Below are 22,578 nucleotides of genomic sequence, written 5' to 3' on the forward strand. Positions count from 1 at the left end.
CCCCTTCAGGGGAGGGGTTGGGGTGGGGCAGTGTCTCACCGAGACCAACCTGCGTTCTGGAATCCCTCCACCCCCAAACCCCTCCTCCAAGGAGGAGGGGCTTAAGAGCCGACCACCACCACGTGCAGGAACCGCGGGCCATGGGCGCCGCGGACATAGGTGCCTTCGATGTCGGTCGTGCCGCTGACGCCCGTTACCCAGTAGTGTGCGCGCGGCACCGTCCCGCCGGGCGCGGCGTCCTCCAGCCAGCGGACCAGCCCGGCGACTTCCAGCACGACGATGTGCCGCAGCGCCAGGAAATGGGGGAGCATCGGCGCTTCCGGGGAAGTCTCGAACACCAGCGAGCCCGTCTCCGCCACCCCGGCGCGCGCGAAGGCCAGCACCGTGCCGTCATCGATCGGGCAGTCCGCCAGCCGGGTCAGCCTCACCCAGTCCAGCCCCGCCACCCGCGCATCGGGCGGCAGCCACAGCGCCGGTGCCGCGCCCTCGGACGCGAGATAGTCCGCCAATGCCCCCGGCAGTTCCGCGAGCGACTCGATCCGGGCATGCGTCGCCGCCACGCTCGGCAGGGCGAGCTGTGCCAGGAAGCGCGCCACCAGATCCTCCGGCCCCGCCGGCCGCTCGCGTTCCTCGCCCGCGAGCAGGCACGCCGCCTCGGCCGCCAGCACCGCCGGGTCGCGCGTCGGCCCCAGCCGCGCCAGGATCGCGTCGCGTGCGCTCATCGTTCGCCCTTTCGATAGCGGTCCATGAAGCTCTCCGCCGCGGGGGCAGGCAAGTCGCGCCCGCCGGTCCAGCCGCCGGCCAGCGGCAGCTTCGATATCCAGCCGCGCCCGGCCAGCCGCATCGCCCGGATCGCCCAGCGCACGCCTGCGCGGTACAGCCAGGGCCGCCGCGCCGCCCAGGCCCAGAGCCCGAGCCCCTGGCGCAGCGTCACCGGCTCCAGCCCCTCGCGCCAACTCTTCTCGCGCCAGCCGCGCAGCAATGTCGGCAGGGGGATCGCGACCGGGCAGACCTCCTGACACTTGCCGTTCATCGTGCAGGCGCCCGGCAGGTCGCGGCTCGCCGCCAGACCGTCGAGCGCGGGCGTCAGCACCGATCCCATCGGCCCTGGATAGGTGCCGCCATAGGCATGGCCGCCGATCTGGCGGAACACCACGCAGTGGTTCATGCATGCGCCGCAGCGGATGCAGCGGAGCATCTCCGCCAGTCCCTCATCGCGCATCGCGCTGCGGCCATTGTCGACCAGCACGATGTGCATCTCCTCGGGCCCGTCGCGGTCCCCTGCCCGCTTCGGCCCGGCATAGAAGGTGGTATATTGCGTCAGCGCCGCGCCGGTCGCCGAGCGGGCGAGCAGCCGCAGCAGATGCACCGCATGGTCCATCGAGGGGACCAGCTTCTCGAGCCCCGCGGTCACGATATGGACGCGGGGCGGCACCAGCGAGAGTTCGGCATTGCCCTCGTTGGTGACGGTACACACCTGCCCGCTATCGGCGATCAGGAAATTGGCGCCCGAAATGCCGACATCGGCGCTCAGCATCTCTCCGCGCAGCTGCCGCCGCGCGCTCGCCGCCATCGCGACGATGCTTTCCTCGACATGCGGTTCGCGGTGGCGAGCGTGGAAGAGTTCGGAGACCTGCTCGCGCGTCTTGTGCATCGCCGGCCAGATGATGTGCGAGGGCCGCTCGCCGGCGAGCTGGATGATGTGCTCGGCGAGATCGGTCTCGACCCGGCCAATCCCCGCCGCCTCCAGCGCGTGCGGCAGGCCGATCTCCTCGCCGAGCATCGACTTGGAGCGCGCGACGCTCTTGGCGCCTGCCTTGCGGCAAATGTCGACCACGATCGCGCAGGCCTCGTCGGCGGTCGCGGCCCAATGGACCGTCGCGCCCGAGGCGGTCGCCGCCGCCTCGAACTGGACGAGATAGGACCCCAGATTGGCGATCACATGGTCCTTGATGGCCGCCGCACGCTCGCGCGCCGCCGCGAAGCTGGGCCAGGCGCCGATCGCTGCACCCCGCTTGGCCTCGGCAGTGCCGGCGGTGCGCTCGACCGCGATCTTGAGCTGGCGGTCGGCGAGCGCGGCGTCGACCCGCGCGTCGAATGCCCGGCTCATTGCGCTTCGCCGATCGCCGGGCCGTCGGCCATGCCGGCCAGCACCTCAATGGTGTGGAAGGCGCGCACTTGCCCTCCGCGCCGGTGGAGCTTGCCCGCCATGTTCATCAGGCAGCCGAGATCGCCCGCGAGCAGCAGCCCCGCGCCCGTAGCCTCCACCGCCGCCGCCTTCTCGTCGGCGATCGCATTGGAGATGGCCGGATATTTCACACAGAAGGTGCCGCCGAAGCCGCAGCAGGTCTCCTCGCCCGACAGCGGCACCAGCGCCAACCCGTCGACCGCGCCGAGCAGCCGCCGCGGCTGCGCCTTGATGCCGAGTTCGCGCAGACCCGAGCAGCTGTCATGATAGGTGGCGGTCGCCGGCAGCGCCACGCCCTCCGGCCGCCAACCGCGCGCATCGAGATAGGCGAGTATCTCCCAGGTCTTGGCGGCAACCGCTTCGGCGCGCCCGGCCCATTCGGGATCGTCGGCGAGCAGTTCGGGATAATGGCAGCGAATCGTGCCCGCGCAGCTGCCCGAGGGTACGACGATCGCCGCGTACGATTCCAGCATCGCCACGTTGCGCCGCGCGAAGTCGGTTGCGGTGGCGCGGTCGCCCGAGTTGAGCGCCGGCTGCCCGCAACAGGTCTGCGCCTCCGGCACCACTACCTCGCACCCGGCATCGGCGAGCGCGCGCAGCGCCGCGAAGCCCACGCGGGGCCGCATCGCATCGACCAGGCAGGTGACGAACAGCGCGACGCGGGGCGAAGGGGCCATGCTCATGCCGTCCCTTCGCATATCGGCGCGCGCACTGTCACCAGCCCGCGCCTCAGCCCGCCGCAGCCTCGGCCTGCATCGCGGCAACCTCGTGCCGGATCATCTTGAGCACCAGCGCGGCGGCGCGATCGGTATCCTCGGCGGGGCTGAGGAAGCGGTGCTGCATCAGCCCCAGCGCGGTCGCGGTGATGACGTCGCTCAGCGCACAGCGCCGCTCGGCAAAGGCGTCGCCCGGAATTAGGGCGGTCAGTGCCGCAAGCATAGTCCCGCGCACGTCCTCACGCGTTTCCTCGAAGATCGCGGCGATGCGCTCGTTGCGCGCCGACTCGGCGACAATCTCGGCGAACAGCGGGTCCGATTCATCGGGTTCGGGACGGATGAAGTCGCCCAGCCAGGTCCAGACGAACTCGGGATCCCCGCTCTGGATGCCGGCGCACAGCGACTCGGGCGAGAGGAAATCCATGCAGTCGGCCTGCACGATCTGCGCGACGATGGCCTCCTTGGAAGAAAAATCGCGATAAATTTGACCTACCGCAATGCCTGATTCCTTGGCGATCTGGGCCACGCCCGTTGCGTGAAAACCGTTCGCTATGAACAACCTGCGTGCTGCGGACACGATTTTTTCGCGCCGCAACAGCGCCTTATCCCGGTGCGGAACCCCGCCTGCTTCCGTGGCTTCTGCCATCCGTGTTACCCTTGAAACCGTCTTGACCGAGTACCTCACTTCGCAGTAGCGGCGAATGTGAGCGATCGTTCACTCACATATAACATAACGGCAGGCTTCCGCATGACCTTTTTCCGTCACACCGCGCCGGCTCTCGCGCTTGTCCTCGCCGCCTGTGGCGGTCAGTCCCAGCAGCAGGGTGCCGGGGCACCCGGCGGCGCAGGCGGACAGCAGGCCGCGCCGCCCCCCGTATCCTATGTCGTCGTCCAGCAGCAGGCGGTGCCGCTCACCAGCGAGCTGCCCGGCCGGCTGAGCCCCTATGAGAGCTCGGACGTGCGCCCGCAGGTCAACGGCCTGATCCTCGAGCGGCTGTTCACCGAAGGCGACATGGTGCGCCAGGGCCAGCCGCTGTACCGGATCGACCCCGCCCCCTATCGCGCCGCCGTCGCCAGCGCCCGCGCGGCGCTGACCCGCGCCCAGGCGACGATCGCCACCAGCGAGGCGCTCGCCCGCCGCTATGGCGAGTTGGTCAAGATCAACGCGATTTCGAAGCAGGAAGCCGAGAACGCCGTCGCCAGCGCCGCCCAGGCCCGCGCCGACGTGGCAGCCCAGCGCGCCGCGCTCGCTACCGCAGAGATCGACCTCGCCCGTACCACCATCCGCGCGCCGATCAGCGGCAAGATCGGCCGTTCGGTATTCACCACCGGCGCGCTGGTCTCCGCCTCGCAGGCCAATGCGCTGACCACGATCCAGCGGCTCGACCCGATCTATGTCGACATCCAGCAGTCGAGCGCCGACATCCTCAAGCTGCGCCAGTCGATCATGGCCGGCCAGGTGGCGCGCGACGGCAACGCCAAGGTGCAGGTGACGCTGGAGGATGGCAGCAAGTACGGCCCGCAGGGCACGATGCGCTTCGCCGACGTGACCGTCGACGAGACCACCGGCAGCCAGGTGATCCGCGCACTGTTCCCCAATCCCAACGGGCTGTTGCTGCCGGGCATGTTCGTCCGCGCCCACCTCGTCGAGGGCACGCAGCAGAATGCGATGCTGGTGCCGCAGCGCGCGGTCAGCCGCGACGAGCGCGGCAACCCGACCGTGCTGATCGTCGGCGCCGAGAACAAGATCGAGCCGCGCCCGATCCAGACCAGCCGCACCGCCGGCGACAGCTGGATCGTCACCAGCGGCCTCAAGCCCGGAGACAAGGTGATCGTCGAGGGCGCGATGATGCTGCGCCCGGGCATGGCGGTGACGCCCAAGCCCTGGGATCCCAATGCCAAGCCCGCGCAGGGCCAGCCGGGCGCCGCGCCTGCCCAAGGGAAGTAAGCCCTTATGTCGCGCTATTTCATCGATCGGCCCATCTTCGCCTGGGTCATCGCGATCATCATCATGCTGGCGGGCATCCTCGCGATCCGCAGCCTGCCGATCGCGCAGTTCCCGGCGATCGCGCCGCCTGCGGTCTCGATCACCGCGACCTATCCGGGTGCCGACGCGCGCACGCTGGAAAACACGACGACGCAGATCATCGAGCAGCAGCTGAAGGGCATCGACCACCTTCGCTACTTCTCGTCCTCGTCTTCGTCGGCCGGCACCGTGACGATCACGCTGACCTTCGAGCAGGGCACCAATCCTGACATCGCGCAGGTGCAGGTGCAGAACAAGCTGCAGGCGGCCACGCCGCTCCTGCCGCAGGAAGTGCAGCAGCAGGGCATCCAGGTCGCCAAGGCCACCCAGAATTTCCTGGTGGTGATCGGCCTCTATTCGGAAAACGGCACCCATAGCGGCACCGATCTCGCCGACTATGCCGTCTCCAAGCTGCAGGATCCGCTGTCGCGCGTGAACGGCGTCGGCGACACCCAGGTATTCGGCTCGCAGTACGCGATGCGCATCTGGGTCGATCCGGTGAAGCTCAACAAATATGCGCTCACCATGGACGACGTGACCACCGCGATCCGCGCGCAGAACGCGCAGGTCTCGGCCGGCCAGCTCGGCGCGCGCCCCGCGCCGAAGGAGCAGATGCTCAACGCCACGGTGTCGGTCCAGTCGCGGCTGACCACCCCCGACGAGTTCGCGCAGATCCGCCTGAAGAGCGGCACCGATGCCTCGGTGGTGCGCCTCGGCGACGTCGCGCGTGTCGAGATCGGCGCGGAAAGCTATGGCTTCGATTCGAAGTGGAACGGCAAGCCCGGCGCCGGCATCGGCATCAAGCTCGCCCCCGGCGCCAACGCGCTGACCACGGTCGATCTGGTCAAGGCGCGCGTCAACGAGATCGCCAAGACCTTCCCGGCCGACATCAAGGTCATCTACCCGTACGACACCACGCCGTTCGTCCGCCTGTCGGTCGAGCAGGTGGTGCACACGCTGATCGAAGCGGTGGTGCTCGTCTTCCTGGTGATGTTCCTGTTCCTGCAGAACTTCCGCGCCACGCTGATCCCGACGATCGCGGTGCCGGTGGTGCTGCTCGGCACCTTCGCGGTGATGGCGATCGCCGGCTATTCGATCAACACGCTCACCCTGTTCGGCATGGTGCTGGCGATCGGTCTGCTCGTCGACGACGCGATCGTCGTCGTCGAGAATGTCGAGCGCCTGATCACCACCGAGCATCTCAGCCCGATCGACGCCGCGCGCAAGTCGATGGAAGAGATCACCAGCGCGCTGGTCGGCATCGCCCTCGTCCTCTCGGCGGTGTTCCTGCCGATGGCGTTCTTCGGCGGCTCCACCGGCGTGATCTATCGCCAGTTCTCGATCACCATCGTCTCGGCGATGGCCCTCTCGGTGTTCGTGGCGCTGGTGCTCACGCCTGCGCTGTGCGCCACCATCCTCAAGCCGCATGACCCGAGCAAGACCCAGGGCAACGGCCTGCTCGCGCGCTTCTTCCGCTGGTTCAACGACAAGTTCGATCGCGGCCAGGCCAAGTATGAGAAGGGCGTGCGGAGCACCGCGCGCAGCTGGAAGCGCTCGGGCCTCATCTATCTGCTGATCATCGGCGGCATGAGCTTCCTGTTCCTGCGCCTGCCCGGCGGCTTCCTTCCGGAAGAAGACCAGGGCATCGTGATCGCGCTTGTCCAGGGGCCGGCGGGCGCCACCTCGGCGCGTACCGACAAGGGGCTCGACCTGATCCGCGACCATTTCCTCAAGGAGGAAGCGGGCAATGTGAAGGGCGTGTTCACGATCAACGGCTTCAGCTTTGCCGGTGCCGGCCAGAATAGCGGCCTCGCCTTCATGCCGCTCAACGACTGGTCCGAACGTCCCGGCCGCAAGAATGCCGCGGGCTCGATCGTCGGCCGCGCGATGGGCGTGTTCTCGCAATATCGCGACGGCCTGATCTTCGCGATCACCCCGCCGGCGGTGCAGGAGCTCGGCAACGCGACCGGCTTCGACCTCCAGCTCGTCGATACCGGCGGCATCGGCCATGAACGCCTGCTCCAGGCGCGCAACATGATGCTCGGCATGGCGATGCAGGACAAGCGCCTGGTCGGCGTGCGCCCCAACGCGCTCGACGACGCGCCGCAGCTCAAGGTCGATATCGACCAGGACAAGGCCAAGGCGCTCGGGCTCGACCTGTCCTCGGTCAACAGCACCATCGCCACCGCCTGGGGCGGCGCGTACGTCAACGACTTCATCGATCGCGGCCGCGTGAAGCGCGTCTATGTTCAGGCCGATGCTCCGTACCGTCTGACGCCGGAGGATATCGCCAACCTGTTCGTCCGCGGCCCCACCGGCACGATGACGCCGTTCACCGCCTTCTCGACGCTCAGCTGGGCGCAGGCGCCGGTGCAGCTCACCCGCTATAACGGCCTGCCTTCGATGGAAATCCTCGGCTCGCCCGCCCCCGGCACCTCGACCGGCGACGCGATGGCCGCGATGGAGGCGATCCACGCCAAGCTGCCTCCGGGCACCCAGCTCGAATGGACGGGCCTCTCCTATGAGGAACGCCTGTCGGGCGGCCAGGCACCGGCACTCTATGCGCTGTCGCTGCTGATCGTGTTCCTCTGCCTCGCCGCGCTGTACGAGAGCTGGTCGGTGCCGATCTCGGTGATCCTGGTGGTGCCGCTCGGCGTGCTCGGCGCGCTGCTCGCGGCGTGGCTCACCGGGCTCAACAACGACATCTACCTGCAGGTCGGCCTGATCACCACGATCGGCGTGTCGGCGAAGAACGCGATCCTGATCGTGGAGTTCGCCGAGGAGCGGATGCGCGAGGGCATGAGCGCCTTCGACGCGGCGATCGAATCCGCCAAGCTCCGTTTGCGACCGATCCTGATGACCAGCCTCGCCTTCATCTTCGGCGTGCTGCCGCTGGCGATCTCCACCGGCGCGGGCGCCGGCGGCCAGAATGCGATCGGCCGTGCGGTGGTGGGCGGCATGCTCTCCGCGACGGTGCTGGCGATCTTCTTCGTGCCGATGTTCTTCGTGGTGGTGCGCGGTCTGTTCGATCGCCGCCGCAACAAGGGCGAGACGCCCCCCGCAACCACCCATGACGGCGGCGCTTCGGCGCCCCAGGGAGCCTGACGGCCGTGACCAATCGCTTCCCCCTGCTCCTCGCGCTGGCCGCGAGCACTGCGCTCTCGGCCTGTAATCTCGCGCCCAAGTACAGCCGGCCCGAGCCGGCGGTACCGGCGGCGTTGCCCCAGGGCGGCGTCTACCCGGCCGCCGCCACCGATGCGCCGGACATCAGCAAGGTCGGCTGGCGCGACTTCTTCGTCGACGATCGCCTGCGCAAGGTGATCCAGTTGGGCCTGGACAATAACCAGGACCTGCGCCTCGCCGCCGCCAACGTGCTGCAGGCACGGGCGCAGTACCGCGCGCAGCGGGCGGACCTGTTCCCCGCGATCGGTGTCAGCGGTACCGGCACCTACACCAACACCGCACAGTTCGCGGCGAGCGCCGGCGGGGCGCTGGGCGGTGCGGGCGTGCAGGACGTCCAGAACTTCAGCGTGACCGGCGGCGTCACCTCGTTCGAGCTCGATCTGTTCGGCCGGGTGCGGAACCTCAGCCGCGCCGCGCAGGAGCAGTATTTCGCCAGCAGCGAGGCGCAGCGCGCCACCCGCGTCTCGCTGATCGGCGAGATCGCCAGCGCGTGGCTCACGCTTGCCTCGGACCGCGAGCAGCTCGCCATCGCGCAGAACACGCTCAAGGCGTTCCAGCAGTCGCTAGACCTGACCCGCGCCCAGTTCCGCATCGGCACCGCCTCGGAGCTCGAATCGCGCCAGGCCGAGACGAGCTACGAATCCGCCCGCAATGACGTCGCGACCGCGCAGACCCGGATCGCGCAGGACGTCAACGCGCTCCAGCTGCTCACCGGCGCCACCGTTGCGCCCGAGCTGCTGCCGGAGTCGCTGGGCGACGCCAAGGCGACGATCGACGCGCTGCCGGGCAACGTGCCGTCGGAAGTGCTGCTGCGCCGCCCGGACGTGCTCCAGGCCGAGCACCAGCTGATCGCGCAGAACGCCAATATCGGTGCGGCCCGCGCCGCCTTCTTCCCGAGCATCTCGCTCACCGCCACGGTGGGCTCGATAGCCTCGACGATCGGCAAGCTGTTCGGGTCGAACACCGACACCTATGTCGTCTCGCCCACCGCGTCGCTCAACATCTTCAACTTCGGCAAGAACCAGGCGAACCTCGACTATTCCAAGGCCTCGCGCGACGCGGCGGTGGCGACCTACCAGAAGACGATCCAGACTGCCTTCCGCGAAGTCGCCGATGCGCTCGCGCAGCGCGGCACGATCGACGAGCAGCTGCGCGCGCAGAGCGCACGCGCCAATGCGGCGGAAGTCGCGGCGCGGCTGTCCGACGCACGCTACCGGGCGGGGGTCGACTCGTTCCTTACCGTGCTCGACTCGCAGCGCAGCGCCTATGCCGCCGAGCAGAGCCTGGTCACCACGCGCCTCACCCGCGCGAGCAATCTGGTGACCCTGTACAGGACCCTGGGCGGCGGGCTCGACTAAGGGGCGGCGGGCTCGACTAAGGCGCTTGCCACCTGCGAAAATCGGCATACTCTCTGGATCCTAGAGAGAAGGAGAGGTGTCGTGTCGCTGAACGAAGTGCACCCGAACCAGGACGAGGCTCTGCCGCAGCTGCCGGTGCAGGCCGCCGATGAAAGCATGATCATCCTCGAGGGCCTGTTGTGCGTGATGCGGGAAAAGAACCTGCTGTCGCGCCAGGACCTCGAGCTGCTCTGCCAGAAGGTCGAGCGCCGCGCCGCCGGCGTGAGCAAGAACCCCCTGCCCTGCTGCCCGGACAAGGCGGCGAATGCGCGTAACTATATCCAGCGCCTCGCCGACTATCTGGGCCAGCGCTATGGCGGCAAGCACCTCCGCCGGGTGAGCTGAGCCGCCGATCCGTGCCGCCCAATCGTGCGTCTGTCGGCGCGCGAGCCAGACGGTACCATATAGCGACCGGCGCCCCGGCCACCAGCTAGTGGCGGAGCGCCGGCATCGCGCCGAAGCGCTTCGACTTACTTTACGCCCAGGAAGGGCATCGGTCCCGCGCCGCCCATATAGGTGGGCAGCTGGCCGTTCCATTTTTCCACCGCGCGGAGGGTGACGATCTCCGGGTTGGTGCGGATCGCCTCGGCCTCGACCTGGATCGCCTTGGCGTCGCCCGCGGCCTTGGCGATGCGCGCCTCGGCATCGGCCTTGGCAGTCTCCACATTCGCCTTCGCCGCCAGCGCCTGCTGTTCGTTGGCGATCTTGGCGTTGATCTGGTTGAGCACCGCCTCGGGTACGACGATGTTGCCCGCCCAGTAGATCTGCTCGACCTGCAGCCCCACCGGGGCGAAGAAGGCCTGCACCCGCTTGGTGGCCGTCGCGATCAGCTCGGCCTTGTGGGTGCCATAGATCTCCTCGACGCCTAGCTGCGCCGCGCGCTCGACGATGGCGTTCCGGATCGCGTTGCGCAGCGGCCCCGCGATGATGTCGTCCATGTCGGTGCGGTAGCGCTGGAACAGGATCGACGCGTGCGCCGGATCGACATGGTAGGAAACACCCACATCCGCCCGCAGCGACAGGCCGTTCTTGTCCTGGAAGCTGAAGGCCTCGTCGATCGTGCTCTGCTCGGTATGCGACGCCGTCCAGGTATAGGTACGGGTGAACACCGGATATTGGTAGATATGCGTGCCCGGCAGCGCCACGTACCAGCCGACCGGCAACGACTCCGGCCGGACGCCGCCCGCGATGTTGTTGACGCGGATACCCACCTGCCCCGGCTCGACCCGCGCGAAGCTGCTCAGGCCGAAGATGGCAGCCGCCACTGCGATCGTGATCCAAACCCAGCTGCGCCCCAGCAGCCGGAACCAGCCAAAGCCACCACCGAAATTCCCCGGTTGATATGCCATTTCTCGAGTCCATGAAGATGGAGGAGAAGCGTCCTCCCGCGCCACGTTCGGGCGGGGGCGACCCCAATGTCGCCCACGCGTGGATACGCGCGGCCGAACTGATCGGACCGTTGGTCGATGGTCAGGTGGAGGTCGGGCGGGATGCGCGGCCGAAAGGCTTCGGTTGCGCAGGCAGGACGACACAGCAACAGCCAAATCGCGGAACAGATGCCGACAAGACCGGCAATCCCACAATCCTACAGCTCAAGCCAAAACGTCGCTAATCCCTGCTCCTTGTGCAGCACCGAATGTGAAGACGAATCTACGCCTTTTGTTGCGGTGCGCAAGCGAATCCGGAAGGTGTATTTCCGATTTTTCGAGGCGCTGGGCTCAGCCCAGCATCGCCTGCAGCCTGGCCGAGATCCGCTCGGAGAACGCCTCGCCTTCGCGTGTCACCATATGCGCCGCCAGCCCCTGCTGCTCGGCGAGCGCCATGCCTGCGAGCCCCATCACGGTCAGGGCAGTGGCCCAGGCATCCGCCAGCATCGCCTCGCGGTGCAGCACCGAAATCGAGACGACCTGGTTGTCGATCGGCCATCCGGTGCGCGGATCGATGCTGTGCGCATAGCGGCGCCCGCCCTGCTCGAAGAAGCGGCGATAATCGCCCGAGGTCGCTACCGACAGGCCGTGCAGTGCCACGCGTACCGGGGCGAGCGTGCTGTCCGGCACCGGTTCCAGCTCGACCCACCAGGGCTGGCCGTCGGGCTTGATTCCCTCGCCGCGCAATTCGCCGCCGATCTCGATCAGGAAATCCTCGATGCCCAACGCGACCAGTCGCTCGGCCACGGCATCCACTGCAAAGCCCTTGGCGATGCCGGAAAGGTCGATCTGCACCGCCTCGCGCCGGCGAATGCGGCATTGCTCGCGGTCGAACTCGAGGTGGCGGGCGCCGGACATGTTCTTCGCTTCGCCGATCGCATAGGCGCTGGGCACGTCGTCGCGCGCGCCGGCGGGGCCGAAGCCCCAAAGGTCGGCGAGGACGCCCGAAGCCGGATCGAATGCACCGCCGCTCGCCGCGTGGACCAACAACGCTGCCTCGAGCACGCGCGCCGCCTCGGGCGACAAGGGCTGCCAATAGCCGAGCATGCCGCGGTTGAACCGGCCGACGCGCGAGCCCGGCTCCCAATGGCTGAACTCGGCGATCATCCGCATCAGCACCGCCTCGACGGTGTCGCGGATGTCCTCGGGCGGATCGACGACGACCAGCCGCCAGGTGGTGCCCATCGTCGCACCGCCAAAGGTGGCGACGGGCGCAGCCGATCGCCGCCGGTGGAACGCCGCCGGCGACAGGCTTTCGGGAACTGCAATACGTGCGTCGGCGATCAGGGTGCCAGTACCTCCAGCGTGGTCGTGTAGCTGACCCGGCGGCCGGAGGGAACGCCCCGCATGCCCTGCGGTCCACCCTCGGGACGCGGCGCCCCCGCCTGTGCCTGGGGACGCGGCCCCTCACCTTCACCCTCGGGGCGAGGCGCGTTGGGCGTCACGTTGATCCAGTACATGCCTGCTTCCGGCCACTTGATCGTCACCTTGCCCGCAGCATCGGTGCGCTGCTCCATCTGCTTGGGCGCCGCGCGGTAGCGGCCACCACCCAGGATGGTGGTGACGTACAGGCCAGAGGCGGGCTTGCCGTCGAGCAGGAACTGGAACGTCGCGGGTTCATTGGCGACGAGGTCGTTGGGGTGCGTTACCGGCACCAGCTCGATGCCCGCGCCGGTCGGCTTGAACACGGTGTTGGTGGGTGCGCCCTGGGTGACGAAGATCTCGTTGCGAGCGACCATCTCGCTGGTCTGCACGTCGGTGGCGCCCGCCGGGATCGCGGTGGCGAGTTGCGCCTTGGTGGTGCCGCGCGGCAGCATCTTGGTCTCGCCGTTCAGCGTGTAGCGGCCGAACACGCCCTGGTTCACCACCGCGATCCGGTAGGTGCCCTGCTGGGTGAGGTGCACGTCGAAGGTCGCGCGGAACTGGCCGACATTGTGATGCTCGGCCTTGCCCTCGGTGCCGTCGGGCTGGGTGATGGTCGGGATCGCACCCATCGGGCGATGGTCGAAATAGAAGAGGTCGTTCGACACCGCGGCATCGACGGTCACCCAGTTGTCGGCACCCGAGACGACCGTCGACGACGGCAACAACCACATGCGGTGGGCGACCGCGGCCGGCGCGGCGAGCGCGGTGACGGCGGCGAGAGCGAAAAGCGGCTTGCGGAACTTCATGATATCGATCCCCCCGGATTAGCGCTTGAGCGTGAACGAAACGGCGCCGAGCTCGCTGGCGCCCTTGGCAGCGGCGGTGGCGCTGCTGCCGTTCCAGGCGAAGGGCAGGCGCACGACCTCGCGGCCGCCGACTTCGCGCGCGGCTTCCACAACCAGCGTGTACTGGCCCGGCGTCAGCGCGGGCACGCCGCCCTTGCCGGCGACGAGGCGCTGCTTCTGCACGCCCGGCGCGCGGGTGGCGCCGCTGATGCCGTCGGCAGGGAAGCTCATCGTGCGGCCCGAGGCACGCCACCATTGCCGCACGTCGTGCAGCCACTTGGTGCCCTCCCCGCCGCGCTTGTCGACATCGTACCAGACGGAGAGGGTGCGGGCCGGCTGCCCCTCCTTCTCCAGCCACACCGCCACATAGGGCTTGTGATATTCGGCAACGCGGATGCGCGGCAGCTCGATCGACAAATCCATCGTCTGCGCCGCCGCCGCGTTCGGCAGCAGTGCGCCGGCGCCAAGCGCGGCGGTGGCGAGTCCGGTCAGGCGAAACTGCATGAAACCCCCTTTAGTGAATCAGGAACAGCGCGATCAGCGCAGGAATGGCGAGGCCGGCGGCGACGAGCGGCCAGGTGCTCTTGCGATGCCTGGAGTGCATCCACAGCAGCACCAGCCCGGTCAGCGTGAAAACCAGGCAGGCAAAGGCGAAGACGTCGATGAACCATTTCCACGCGGTGCCGGCGTTGCGGCCCTTATGGAGATCGTTGAGATAGGCGATCCAGCCGCGCGAACTGATCTCGCTCGTCACCTTGCCGGTCTCGCGCTCGATGGCGATCCAGCCGTCGCCGCCCGGGCGTGGCTGGGCGAGGTAGATCTCGTCGGCCGACCATTCGGCGACGCCCTCGGCCGGCATCTTCAGATTGGCGCGCAGCCAGCCCGCCACCGGCGGGGGCAGCGGCCGCTTGGCATCGGGCTTGTCGTCAGGCCTTACCAGCGGGAGCAGCGCCGCCGGCAGCTGTGCGGCGCGGTCCACCGTCTGCGGCGCGCCTTCGATGTCCGCGGCATGGTTGAGCGTGAAGCCGGTGATCGCGAACAGCAGCAGCCCGATCAGGCTGATCGCCGAGCTCATCCAGTGCCAGGTGTGGAGCTGCTTGAGCCAGAAGCTCTTGCGGCTGCGCTTGCGGGGCGCGACGGAAGGAGACGGGGCGTGCATCGGGCGGTCGGGTATCTCGGCTAGGGTCGGATCGATGCGATAACGCGAACGATTCGCATTTACAACGATCGAGTTGTAACAAGCTGTACCGGCCCCATCGGAAACGCTGTGTTCTCGATCCTATCCGCTGGTTGGGCTGGGCCTCGCCGCCGCGAGCGGCTATCCCGGCATCAGCAAACACGGAGACGAACGATGCGCGACGACCTGGTGATCCAGACGATCGAGCCGACCACGCACGACCTGGGCGGCTTCAAGGTGCATCGCACCCTCCCCTCGCGGCCGCGCACCATGGTGGGACCGTTCATCTTCTTCGACCAGATGGGCCCGGCTATCCTCGACGTCGGCACCGGGATCGACGTGCGCCCGCACCCGCACATCAACCTCGCCACCGTCACCTATCTGTTCGCCGGCGCGCTTGACCATCGCGACTCGCTCGGCACCCACGCCACGATCGAGCCCGGTGCGGTGAACCTGATGACCGCCGGCCACGGCATCGTCCATTCGGAACGCTCGCCCTCCGCCGAGCGGGAGAAGGGGCCGGAGCTCTCCGGCATCCAGACCTGGCTCGCGCTGCCGGACGCGGTGGAGGAAATGGACCCCGCCTTCGAGCATGTCGCCGCGGCCGAGCTGCCGATCGTCGAGGCGCACGGCGCCCGCGCCCGGGTGATCATGGGCGAGCTGTGGGGTGCTTCGGCGCCGACCACCACCTATGCCCAGACCATCTATGGCGACATCGTCCTCGATGGCGGTGCCAGCATCCCGATCGATGCGGTAGCGGACGAGCGCGCGCTTTATGTCGCGATGGGCGACGCCAGCCTCGACGGCATGCCGCTGCTGCCGATGACGCTGTATCTGCTGCGCCCCGGCATTCGCGCGACGCTGCGTTCCGAACGCGGTGCGCGGGTGATGTTCTGCGGCGGCGAGGCGTTCAAGACGCCGCGACACGTCTGGTGGAATTTCGTCAGCTCGAACCGCGATCGAATCAACCAGGCCAAGGAAGACTGGAAGGCCGGCGCCTTCCCCAAGGTGCCCAATGACGACAAGGAATTCATCCCCATCCCCGAGGTTCCTAAGACGGTAAGTTACCCCTAGTTTTCCTTTACTTGCGGCTTTCGCCCAACCGGCGCATCTAGGGTGTCGGGCAGAGACTGGACGGCACGGAGGCGGTGCCGTTCGGGAACAGGGAGAGCCGTGTGACTGCAATTCGACAGACGAGCCTGCCGCTGGCGACGGGCGTTACGCTCAATGTCGCGCTGGCGGGGGACCCCGCCAACCCGCCCGTGATCCTGCTGCATGGTTTCCCCGAATCACACCGTACCTGGCGGCACCAGATTCCTGCGCTGGCCGAACATCATTTCGTCATCGCACCCGATCAGCGCGGCTATGCCAACTCGTCCAAGCCCGAGGGTGTCGAGGCCTATAGCGCCGACAAGATCGCCGCCGACGTGTTCGCGCTCGCCGATGCGCTGGGCGTCGAACGCTTCACGCTGGTCGGGCATGACTGGGGCGGCGCCATTGCGTGGATGGCGGCGCTGCGCGAGCCCAAGCGGGTCGTGCGATTGGTCATCATCAACGCGCCGCACCCGCAGGTCTTCCAGCGCAAGCTGTTCGACGATCCCGGCCAGCGCCGCGCCAGCCAGTATATCCGATTCTTCCGCGAGACCGAGCTCGACCGCGCACCGGACAAGACCGGGCTCGAGCAGTTCCTGCTCTCGCTGTTCGGCGAGCATCTCCAGGTGACGGTGCCGCCCGAGGAACAGGCGATCTATCTCGAGCAATGGAGCCAGCCCGGCGCGCTTACCGCGATGCTCAACTGGTATCGCGCGACCCAGATCGTGGTGCCGGCGATGGGCGAGGATCCGCCGCGGCCGAGCTGGATCGACGGCCCCTTCCCGCTGCAGCCGCAGCCGACGCTGGTGATCTGGGGCATGCGCGATCGTGGGCTGCTGCCCTGCCTGCTCGACGGGCTGGAGACGCTGATCCCCGACTATCGCATCGTCCAGATCCGCGACGGCGGCCATTTCGCGCCTTGGGAGAAGCCGGAGGAGGTGACCGGCGCAATGCTTGAATGGCTCGCCGCCCGCCCGATCTAAAAAAAAACGCCCGGCAGAGCCGGGCGCAGGGGGGAAGGAACCGGAAGCCCGTGTTTCAGAAGCGGAAACGCACGCCGGCGCTGTAGTAGCGTCCTTCGTAGCGCGTATCGATCGGGTAGTACTGCGTCTCGTTGAAGTAGCGATAGTTGCTGAACGGCTGCGCGAGGATGTTGTTTACCTCGGCCGTTAGCGTGATGTTCTCGATCGGCGTATAGGAGGCCGAGAAATCCAGCCGCGAGATCGGCCGGACGCTCTGGCCGGTATATTGCTGGTCGTTCGAGTTGCGGCTGTAGAAGTCGATATACGAGCTGCGATAATTGTACGACATGCGCAGCGAGATCTTGTCGCGCTCGTAGAAGCCGCTGAGGTTGTACGACCATTTCGACAGGCCGGTGAGCGACACCATTGGCTGCGCGCTGCCCAGCGTCGCCGGCAGCTGGTTCTTGGCGTCGACATAGGTGAGGTTCGCCTGCGCGCCGAACCCGCTGAGCCAACCGGGCAGGAAGTCGAAGAAGCTTTGCGCCGAAAGCTCGAAGCCCTTGATCTTGCCGGTGCCGGCATTCTCCGGACGGCTGACCTGAATCAGGCCATAGACCGGGTCATTCACATCCCGCGTGTAGTTGCTGATGAAGCCCTTGAGATCGCGGTAGAACACCGCGCCGCTCACCGCCCCGTTGCGCCCGAAATAATATTCGATCGTGGCATCGTAATTCTTTGAGGTCAGCGGCTTCAGGTCCGGATTGCCGCCAGAGCCGAAGAAAGCATAGCGCGCGTTGTTGCCGCCCGAATTGGTGTCGGTGTTGCGATTGAGGCTGAACGCCGGATTGAGCTGGCCGAAGCCGGGCCGGGTGCGCGTGATGGTGAAGCCCAGCCGCGCCTGCAGCCCCTGCGCCAGCTTGGCGCGCAGCCCGAAGCTCGGCAGCACGTCGACATAGTTCTGCCGGTTGGTGTCGGTCACCGCCGAGACGGTGCCGTCCACCGCCGTCACCTTCGAGGTGCCGACATAGCGGCCATCGGTGTTGACGATGCGCACGCCGACGCTGCCGTCGATCGGAATGCCCACGTCGAAGGCATAGCCGGCCGAGGCATAGGCGGCATAGCTCGATTCCTTGGCGTAGAATCCGCCATAGGGGTCCATCGGGATCGACTGGGTGCTGAACTGCTGCAGCGCGTCCTTGTAGCCCTGGTCGTTGGGGTTGGCGGCGACGATCTTCTGCAACGAGGCGTAGGAGAGCTGGCGCAGCGCCTCGGCATTGCTCTGGATCGCGTCATAGGAGGGCATCAGCCAGTTGCGGAACGGCGGGCCGCTGCCGCGGAAGCCGTCCTGCACCTGCTCCAGATTGCCGGTCGGCAGGCTGGCAAGCGGGATGTTCAGCGTCGGTGTATAGGCATAGCGGCTGCCCTGGCGGCGCTTGGCGTCGCGGTCGGTCGCGCGCAGGCCGAACTTGATCTTGGGCAGCCAGCTAATCTCGGTGTCGAGCGCGACGTCGCCACGCCACTGGAGCCCGGCGCCGCTGACATAATATTCCTTCTGGTAGAAGCCGCGCCACACATAATTGGCGGGGTTGGTCATGTCGTAATTGCCGAGATCGAACCAGGAGGACTTGTCCTTCTCGAAGATCACGTTGACCGGCGGCGCAGCGGCGGTCTGCCCGTCCAGGCTGGCTTCGTTGTTGCCATATTCCGAGAAGGTATAGGCGAAGTCGCCTGAAATAACCGCGCGGCCGGTGGTCCAGATGAAGCCCGCGGCGGCCTGATAGGTGTTGGTGTAATCGCGCGTGGTCGAACGGAAGGTCTCCGCCGGATAGCCGCCGGTCTTGCTCACGCTGACCAGCTTGTTGGGCTCGCCGGGCACGCGAACGATGTTGAACAGGTTCGGCGGCACCTCGACGCCGTCCGCCTTCTTCGGCGCCGCGCGGAGCAGCGACACGTCGAAACTCTCGGTCGAGCCCTGGTTGCGGAACGCCTGCCACAGGCCGTCGGCATAGATTTCGAGGTTGTGCGCCGGCTTCCACTGGAGCGAGCCGTTGACCGACGGCCGCTCGCGCAGCCCGCGCGGATAATAGAGGCCGACGCTGTACGGCAGGCGGAAATCGGCCGCCTCGCCCGCGGGCAGCGTCGCCTTGCTGTTCGCCACTGGATCGACGCCGCCATTGGTGTAGCGGATCGCGTTGTTGAAATAGAAGCGGTTGTACGCGACGTTCACCAGCGCGCCCATTTCGCCGATCGGCGTCTCCCAGCGATCGCTGATCAGCAGGTTGCCGTTGGGGTTCGTCTTCTTCGACTGGTCGTTGTACGAGGCGCGGATCGCCCCGGCGATCTCCAGCCCCTTGAAGTCGAACGGGCGGCGCGAGCGGACGTTGACCAGCCCGGCCAGGCCCGGCTCGATCAGATCGGCGGTCGCCGACTTGTACACTTCCAGCGCTGCCAGCGCGCCCGCCGGGAAATCATGCACCTGCACGGTGCGATTCTCGGCGGTGAAGATCTCGCGCCCGTTGAACGAGGTGCCGACGTCCGGCAGGCCGCGGATCAGGATGCCCGAGGCTTCGTCCGCATAGCGGCTGACCTGCACGCCCGGCAGGCGCGCGAGGCTCTCGGAAGCGTTATTGTCCGGCAACTTACCGATATCCTCGGCGACGATCGCGTCGAGAATCGAATCCGAGTTGCGCTTGAACTCGCGTGCCGAGGCCAGGCTGGCGCGGATGCCGGTAACGAGGATCTCTTCCTCGGTCGCATTGCTCTGCGCGCTGGGCGTTTGCGGCGTTTCGCCGGGGGTTGTCGTCGATTGTGCCCAAGCCGGTGCGGCGCCGGCCAACGCCGCCAGGGCCACGCCCATCAACAGAATCGGTTTGCGAGTCATGTCGTCCTCCCCTTTTGACGTCCGCCGGCTCGGGTTTTCCCGATCACTGCAGCGGACAGACACCACCGCGACCCGCGCGGCTTCGGGCTTTTAAGTCTGACAAAAAGAAAAGGCTGTCAATGATGCGTGGATGAAATTTCGCTGCCAAGGGTGAAAGACTTGCAGCCGCAAGCAGTTGCGGCCGCGGCAGCGACGCAGCCAGGGAGCGGCGATTCGGAAGACCGTGGGCGCGGCCGTCAGGCCACGCGCATCACATAGGGCGTGGAGTCGAACGGCGGGGCGAGCCCTTCCACCCAGGCGCCATGCGCATGGGTCCGCGCGACCAGCTCCATCGGCGTGTCGCCGGGCCAGCCGCGCACCCGCACCTCCTGTGCCGCGAGATCGCGGTTGGGCTCCATCATCACCCAGCCGAGCGGGCGTTGGGGTGTCGCCGCGGCGCCGGCCGCCTCCATCCTCGCGGCGATGCGCGCCTGCGCTTCGGGCCGCAGATATTGCCAGACGACCGAATGCATCAGCACCCGGGTGACGCCCGCCGGCTGCGGCTCGGCAAGGCGGGCTTCGAGCCAGTCGGCGGCGTCGCCCCGCTCCAGTTGCACCGCGTCGGCGCGGAGCATCGCGATCGCGGTGTCCAGCCGCGCCTGCCGCTCCACCGCATCGACCCAGACATAGGCCTGAAGCCGATCGGCATCGCGATCGTCGTTCAGGTCGAGCGGGGCGATGTCGACGCCGCGGGCGGAGACGATCTCCACCGGTGCCGCGGGCGGCGGTCTGCCCCGCCATTCGGGCTGCAGCACCAGCGGCGACTCGGCCGGGCCGACGACCACCCCGCCCAGATCGAAGCGGTAGCGCCCCAGCATCAGGTTCAGCCCGGCACTCGATCCGATCTCGAGCAGCTCGAAGCGCGGGCCGTAGCGCGCCGCCAGATGCAGCAGGCCCATCATCAGCCCGTTCGAGCGCGCCGCCTCGTTGGTCTGCGGCGGGCCGTAGAGCCAGGGCATCAGCGGCAGGTCATAGGCCGAGAGCACCGCATCGAGCGCCGCGCCGATCCGGCCGAGATCAGTCTCCTCGCCGGTGAAGATGCGGCGCAGCTCGGGTACGCCGCGCCGGTGGAGCGCATGCAGCCCGCCGACCAGCCGCAGCACCAGCGCATCGGCCACCGGCTCGCCCGGCCAGTCGAGCACCCGCCGCCCGGTCTCGCTGCCCGGGGTGATGCCCTGCCCCAGCGCGGTACAGATGCGCGCGGTGATCGGCGCATCCATCGCCGCGCAATAGCCGGCCTGGATGGCAAAACTCTTGCGGTTCTCTGCTTCGGACGCCATGCGCTTCCCCTTTGGCGCGTGTTGCGCCCATGGCCGCCCCCAAGTAAAGCCCCCGCACCCATGACCGAGCCGTTGATCCTTGCCGTGCCGAAAGGCCGGATTCTCGAAGAGGCGCTGCCCTTGCTGGCGGCGGTCGGCATCGTGCCCGAAGCGGCCTTTTCCGATAAGAACTCGCGCGCGCTGCGTTTCGCGACCAACAATCCCGCGATCGACCTGATCCGGGTGCGCGCCTTCGACGTGGCGACCTTCGTCGCGCATGGCGCCGCGCATCTGGGCATTGTCGGCTCCGACGTGCTGGCCGAGTTCGACTATTCGGAACTCTATGCGCCGGTGGATCTGGGCATCGGCCATTGCCGGATCTCGGTCGCCGAGCCGGTGGCGCTCGCCGAGCAGGACGATCCGCGCGGCTGGAGCCATGTCCGCGTCGCGACCAAATACCCCCACATCACCCGCGCCCATTTCGAGGCGCGCGGCGTGCAGGCCGAATGCGTGAAGCTCAACGGCGCGATGGAGCTGGCGCCGGTGCTGGGCCTCGCCCCGCGCATCGTCGACCTCGTCTCCTCGGGCCGCACTCTGAAGGAGAACGGCCTGGTCGAGGTGGAAGTGATTGCCGAGGTGACCAGCCGCCTGATCGTCAACCGCGCCGCGTTCAAGACGCGCGCGAGCGAAGTCGTGCCGCTGGTCGACGGCTTCCGAAAGGCCGTGGCATGATCCGCCTGAACTCCACCGACGCTGGCTTCGCCGAGGCCTTCACTGCGCTGGTCAACGCCCGTCGCGAGGCGGACGACGATGTCGCGCGCAACGTCACCCACATCATCAAGCGCGTCCGCGACGAAGGCGATGTCGCGCTGCGCGACCTGACCCGGCTGTTCGACAAGCATGATCTCGATCGCTCGGGCTGGACGATCGATCGCGCCGACTGCCTCGCCGCCTATGAGGGGCTCACCCCCGAATTGCGCGATGCACTCGAACTCGCCGCCGAGCGGATCGCGGTCTACCATTCCAAGCAGCGCCCCGAGGATCGCGACGAAACCGACGCGCAGGGCATCCGCCTCGGCGCGCGCTGGACGCCGGTCGATGCGGCGGGCGTCTACGTCCCCGGCGGCCGTGCGGCCTATCCCAGCTCGGTGCTGATGAACGCCATTCCGGCCAAGGCCGCGGGGGTGCGTCGCCTCGTGATGGTCACGCCCACGCCCAATGGCGAAGTGAACCCGCTGGTCCTCGCCGCCGCGCATGTCGCGGGCGTGGACGAGCTGTACCGCGTCGGCGGTGCCCAGGCGGTGGCAGCGCTCGCCTATGGCACCGAGACGATCGCCCCGGTCGACGTCGTCACCGGCCCCGGCAATGCCTGGGTGGCCGAGGCCAAGCGCCAGCTCTATGGCGTGGTCGGCATCGACATGGTCGCGGGTCCGTCCGAGATCGTGGTGGTGGCGGACGGCAAGAACGATCCCGACTGGATCGCCGCCGACCTGCTCAGCCAGGCCGAGCACGACCCCACCAGCCAGTCGATCCTGTTCACCGACGATGCCGCCTTCGCCGACAAGGTAGCGGCCGCCGTCGACGCGCAGATCGCCACGCTGGCGACGGGTGCCACCGCGCGCACCAGCTGGGACGCGAACGGCGCGATCATCCTCGTGCCCGACCTACCGACGGCAATGCCGCTGGTCGATCGCCTCGCGCCCGAGCATCTCGAGCTCGCCTGCGACGACGCCGAGCCGCTGTTCGACATGGTCCGCCATGCCGGCTCCGTGTTCCTCGGCCGCTACACGCCGGAAGCCGTCGGCGATTATGTCGCCGGCCCCAACCATGTGCTGCCCACCGGGCGGCGCGCGCGCTTCGCATCGGGCCTCTCCGTGCTCGATTTCATGAAGCGCACCTCGTTCCTGAGCCTGGATCCGTCCGGGCTCGCCGCGATCGGCCCCGCCGCGGTCGCGCTCGCAGAAGCCGAAGGTCTGCCCGCGCACGCAAAGTCGGTCGCGATCCGTTTAAAGTGATAGAGT

The 22,578-nt window shown here is 67.8% G+C and carries 19 protein-coding genes; 8 read left to right on the forward strand and 11 right to left on the reverse strand.

Translation table 11 applies throughout. The features are described from left to right. Window positions 1-101: 101 nt before the first annotated feature. From ABIC35_RS11210 to ABIC35_RS11225, 4 genes are read right to left on the reverse strand one after another with little or no spacing between them, the layout of a single operon-like run. Entirely contained in the window at window positions 102-722 is a 621-nt protein-coding gene (locus tag ABIC35_RS11210; protein ID WP_121073957.1) for a LutC/YkgG family protein, read from the reverse strand. Beyond that, on the reverse strand, window positions 719-2,110 hold the full coding sequence (locus tag ABIC35_RS11215) for a lactate utilization protein B (protein ID WP_121073954.1): 1,392 nt from the start codon (window positions 2,108-2,110) through the stop codon (window positions 719-721). The genes ABIC35_RS11210 and ABIC35_RS11215 overlap by 4 nt, the downstream gene beginning before the upstream one ends. After that, window positions 2,107-2,871, reverse strand: coding sequence for a (Fe-S)-binding protein (locus tag ABIC35_RS11220; protein WP_121073950.1), 765 nt, complete (start codon window positions 2,869-2,871; stop codon window positions 2,107-2,109). The genes ABIC35_RS11215 and ABIC35_RS11220 overlap by 4 nt, the downstream gene beginning before the upstream one ends. Window positions 2,872-2,917: 46 nt before the next feature. Further along, window positions 2,918-3,589, reverse strand: a complete 672-nt coding sequence (locus ABIC35_RS11225; RefSeq protein ID WP_354278438.1) for a TetR/AcrR family transcriptional regulator — start codon at window positions 3,587-3,589, stop codon at window positions 2,918-2,920. Window positions 3,590-3,652: 63 nt separating this feature from the next. On the opposite strand from ABIC35_RS11225, the gene ABIC35_RS11230 reads away from it, so the two are divergent. The 4 genes from ABIC35_RS11230 (at window position 3,653) to ABIC35_RS11245 (ending at window position 9,855) form a co-directional block, all read left to right on the forward strand. Then, a complete protein-coding gene (locus ABIC35_RS11230) occupies window positions 3,653-4,852 on the forward strand; it encodes an efflux RND transporter periplasmic adaptor subunit (protein ID WP_121073947.1) in 1,200 nt (399 codons plus the stop codon). Window positions 4,853-4,858: 6 nt separating this feature from the next. Then, entirely contained in the window at window positions 4,859-8,035 is a 3,177-nt protein-coding gene (locus ABIC35_RS11235) for an efflux RND transporter permease subunit (RefSeq protein WP_121073944.1), read from the forward strand. 5 nt (window positions 8,036-8,040) lie between these two features. Continuing rightward, window positions 8,041-9,471 (forward strand): efflux transporter outer membrane subunit, encoded by a 1,431-nt coding sequence (locus tag ABIC35_RS11240; RefSeq protein WP_121073941.1) that lies wholly within the window; start codon window positions 8,041-8,043, stop codon window positions 9,469-9,471. 81 nt (window positions 9,472-9,552) lie between these two features. Next, window positions 9,553-9,855, forward strand: a complete 303-nt coding sequence (locus tag ABIC35_RS11245; RefSeq protein ID WP_354278439.1) for a hypothetical protein — start codon at window positions 9,553-9,555, stop codon at window positions 9,853-9,855. A gap of 125 nt (window positions 9,856-9,980) precedes the next feature. On the opposite strand, the gene ABIC35_RS11250 is transcribed toward ABIC35_RS11245, so the two are convergent. The 5 genes from ABIC35_RS11250 to ABIC35_RS11270 form a co-directional block, all read right to left on the reverse strand. Then, window positions 9,981-10,859 (reverse strand): SPFH domain-containing protein, encoded by an 879-nt coding sequence (locus tag ABIC35_RS11250; protein ID WP_183049305.1) that lies wholly within the window; start codon window positions 10,857-10,859, stop codon window positions 9,981-9,983. Between the two features lie 369 nt (window positions 10,860-11,228). Beyond that, window positions 11,229-12,122: an FAD:protein FMN transferase gene (locus ABIC35_RS11255; protein WP_121073938.1), complete on the reverse strand. Its 894-nt coding sequence runs from the start codon at window positions 12,120-12,122 to the stop codon at window positions 11,229-11,231. Window positions 12,123-12,220: 98 nt separating this feature from the next. Further along, a complete protein-coding gene (locus ABIC35_RS11260) occupies window positions 12,221-13,108 on the reverse strand; it encodes a DUF4198 domain-containing protein (RefSeq protein WP_121073935.1) in 888 nt (295 codons plus the stop codon). A gap of 18 nt (window positions 13,109-13,126) precedes the next feature. Continuing rightward, window positions 13,127-13,651: a DUF2271 domain-containing protein gene (locus ABIC35_RS11265; protein ID WP_121073932.1), complete on the reverse strand. Its 525-nt coding sequence runs from the start codon at window positions 13,649-13,651 to the stop codon at window positions 13,127-13,129. Between the two features lie 10 nt (window positions 13,652-13,661). Beyond that, window positions 13,662-14,306: a PepSY-associated TM helix domain-containing protein gene (locus ABIC35_RS11270; RefSeq protein WP_121073929.1), complete on the reverse strand. Its 645-nt coding sequence runs from the start codon at window positions 14,304-14,306 to the stop codon at window positions 13,662-13,664. 192 nt (window positions 14,307-14,498) lie between these two features. On the opposite strand from ABIC35_RS11270, the gene ABIC35_RS11275 reads away from it, so the two are divergent. Further along, on the forward strand, window positions 14,499-15,398 hold the full coding sequence (locus tag ABIC35_RS11275) for a pirin family protein (protein ID WP_121073926.1): 900 nt from the start codon (window positions 14,499-14,501) through the stop codon (window positions 15,396-15,398). Window positions 15,399-15,499: 101 nt separating this feature from the next. Then, a complete protein-coding gene (locus ABIC35_RS11280) occupies window positions 15,500-16,399 on the forward strand; it encodes an alpha/beta fold hydrolase (protein WP_121073923.1) in 900 nt (299 codons plus the stop codon). Between the two features lie 55 nt (window positions 16,400-16,454). On the opposite strand, the gene ABIC35_RS11285 is transcribed toward ABIC35_RS11280, so the two are convergent. Together ABIC35_RS11285 and ABIC35_RS11290 are read right to left on the reverse strand one after the other, a co-directional pair. Then, on the reverse strand, window positions 16,455-19,259 hold the full coding sequence (locus tag ABIC35_RS11285; protein ID WP_121073920.1) for a TonB-dependent receptor: 2,805 nt from the start codon (window positions 19,257-19,259) through the stop codon (window positions 16,455-16,457). Between the two features lie 236 nt (window positions 19,260-19,495). After that, window positions 19,496-20,578, reverse strand: a complete 1,083-nt coding sequence (locus ABIC35_RS11290) for a DUF2332 domain-containing protein (protein ID WP_121073917.1) — start codon at window positions 20,576-20,578, stop codon at window positions 19,496-19,498. 60 nt (window positions 20,579-20,638) lie between these two features. Between ABIC35_RS11290 and hisG the strand changes: the two genes are divergently transcribed. Further along, the gene (gene hisG, locus ABIC35_RS11295) at window positions 20,639-21,289 is read left to right on the forward strand and encodes an ATP phosphoribosyltransferase (RefSeq protein ID WP_064310984.1); all 651 of its coding nucleotides are present in this window, start codon (window positions 20,639-20,641) and stop codon (window positions 21,287-21,289) included. Continuing rightward, the gene (gene hisD / locus ABIC35_RS11300; protein ID WP_121073914.1) at window positions 21,286-22,572 is read left to right on the forward strand and encodes a histidinol dehydrogenase; all 1,287 of its coding nucleotides are present in this window, start codon (window positions 21,286-21,288) and stop codon (window positions 22,570-22,572) included. The genes hisG and hisD overlap by 4 nt, the downstream gene beginning before the upstream one ends. Window positions 22,573-22,578 lie beyond the last annotated feature (6 nt).

This window comes from Sphingomonas trueperi (assembly GCF_040545965.1).
GTDB classification, from domain to species: Bacteria; Pseudomonadota; Alphaproteobacteria; order Sphingomonadales; family Sphingomonadaceae; genus Sphingomonas; species Sphingomonas trueperi_C.

Bases quoted from the DNA above. Each gene is read 5' to 3' on its own strand.
- ABIC35_RS11210 (WP_121073957.1), bottom strand. From the start codon at position 722: ATGAGCGCACGCGACGCGATCCTGGCGCGGCTGGGGCCGACGCGCGAC.
- ABIC35_RS11215 (WP_121073954.1), bottom strand. From the start codon at position 2,110: ATGAGCCGGGCATTCGACGCGCGGGTCGACGCCGCGCTCGCCGACCGC.
- ABIC35_RS11220 (WP_121073950.1), bottom strand. From the start codon at position 2,871: ATGAGCATGGCCCCTTCGCCCCGCGTCGCGCTGTTCGTCACCTGCCTG.
- ABIC35_RS11230 (WP_121073947.1), top strand. From the start codon at position 3,653: ATGACCTTTTTCCGTCACACCGCGCCGGCTCTCGCGCTTGTCCTCGCC.
- ABIC35_RS11235 (WP_121073944.1), top strand. From the start codon at position 4,859: ATGTCGCGCTATTTCATCGATCGGCCCATCTTCGCCTGGGTCATCGCG.
- ABIC35_RS11250 (WP_183049305.1), bottom strand. From the start codon at position 10,859: ATGGCATATCAACCGGGGAATTTCGGTGGTGGCTTTGGCTGGTTCCGG.
- ABIC35_RS11255 (WP_121073938.1), bottom strand. From the start codon at position 12,122: ATGGGCACCACCTGGCGGCTGGTCGTCGTCGATCCGCCCGAGGACATC.
- ABIC35_RS11260 (WP_121073935.1), bottom strand. From the start codon at position 13,108: ATGAAGTTCCGCAAGCCGCTTTTCGCTCTCGCCGCCGTCACCGCGCTC.
- ABIC35_RS11265 (WP_121073932.1), bottom strand. From the start codon at position 13,651: ATGCAGTTTCGCCTGACCGGACTCGCCACCGCCGCGCTTGGCGCCGGC.
- ABIC35_RS11270 (WP_121073929.1), bottom strand. From the start codon at position 14,306: ATGCACGCCCCGTCTCCTTCCGTCGCGCCCCGCAAGCGCAGCCGCAAG.
- ABIC35_RS11275 (WP_121073926.1), top strand. From the start codon at position 14,499: ATGCGCGACGACCTGGTGATCCAGACGATCGAGCCGACCACGCACGAC.
- ABIC35_RS11285 (WP_121073920.1), bottom strand. From the start codon at position 19,259: ATGACTCGCAAACCGATTCTGTTGATGGGCGTGGCCCTGGCGGCGTTG.
- ABIC35_RS11290 (WP_121073917.1), bottom strand. From the start codon at position 20,578: ATGGCGTCCGAAGCAGAGAACCGCAAGAGTTTTGCCATCCAGGCCGGC.
- hisG (WP_064310984.1), top strand. From the start codon at position 20,639: ATGACCGAGCCGTTGATCCTTGCCGTGCCGAAAGGCCGGATTCTCGAA.
- hisD (WP_121073914.1), top strand. From the start codon at position 21,286: ATGATCCGCCTGAACTCCACCGACGCTGGCTTCGCCGAGGCCTTCACT.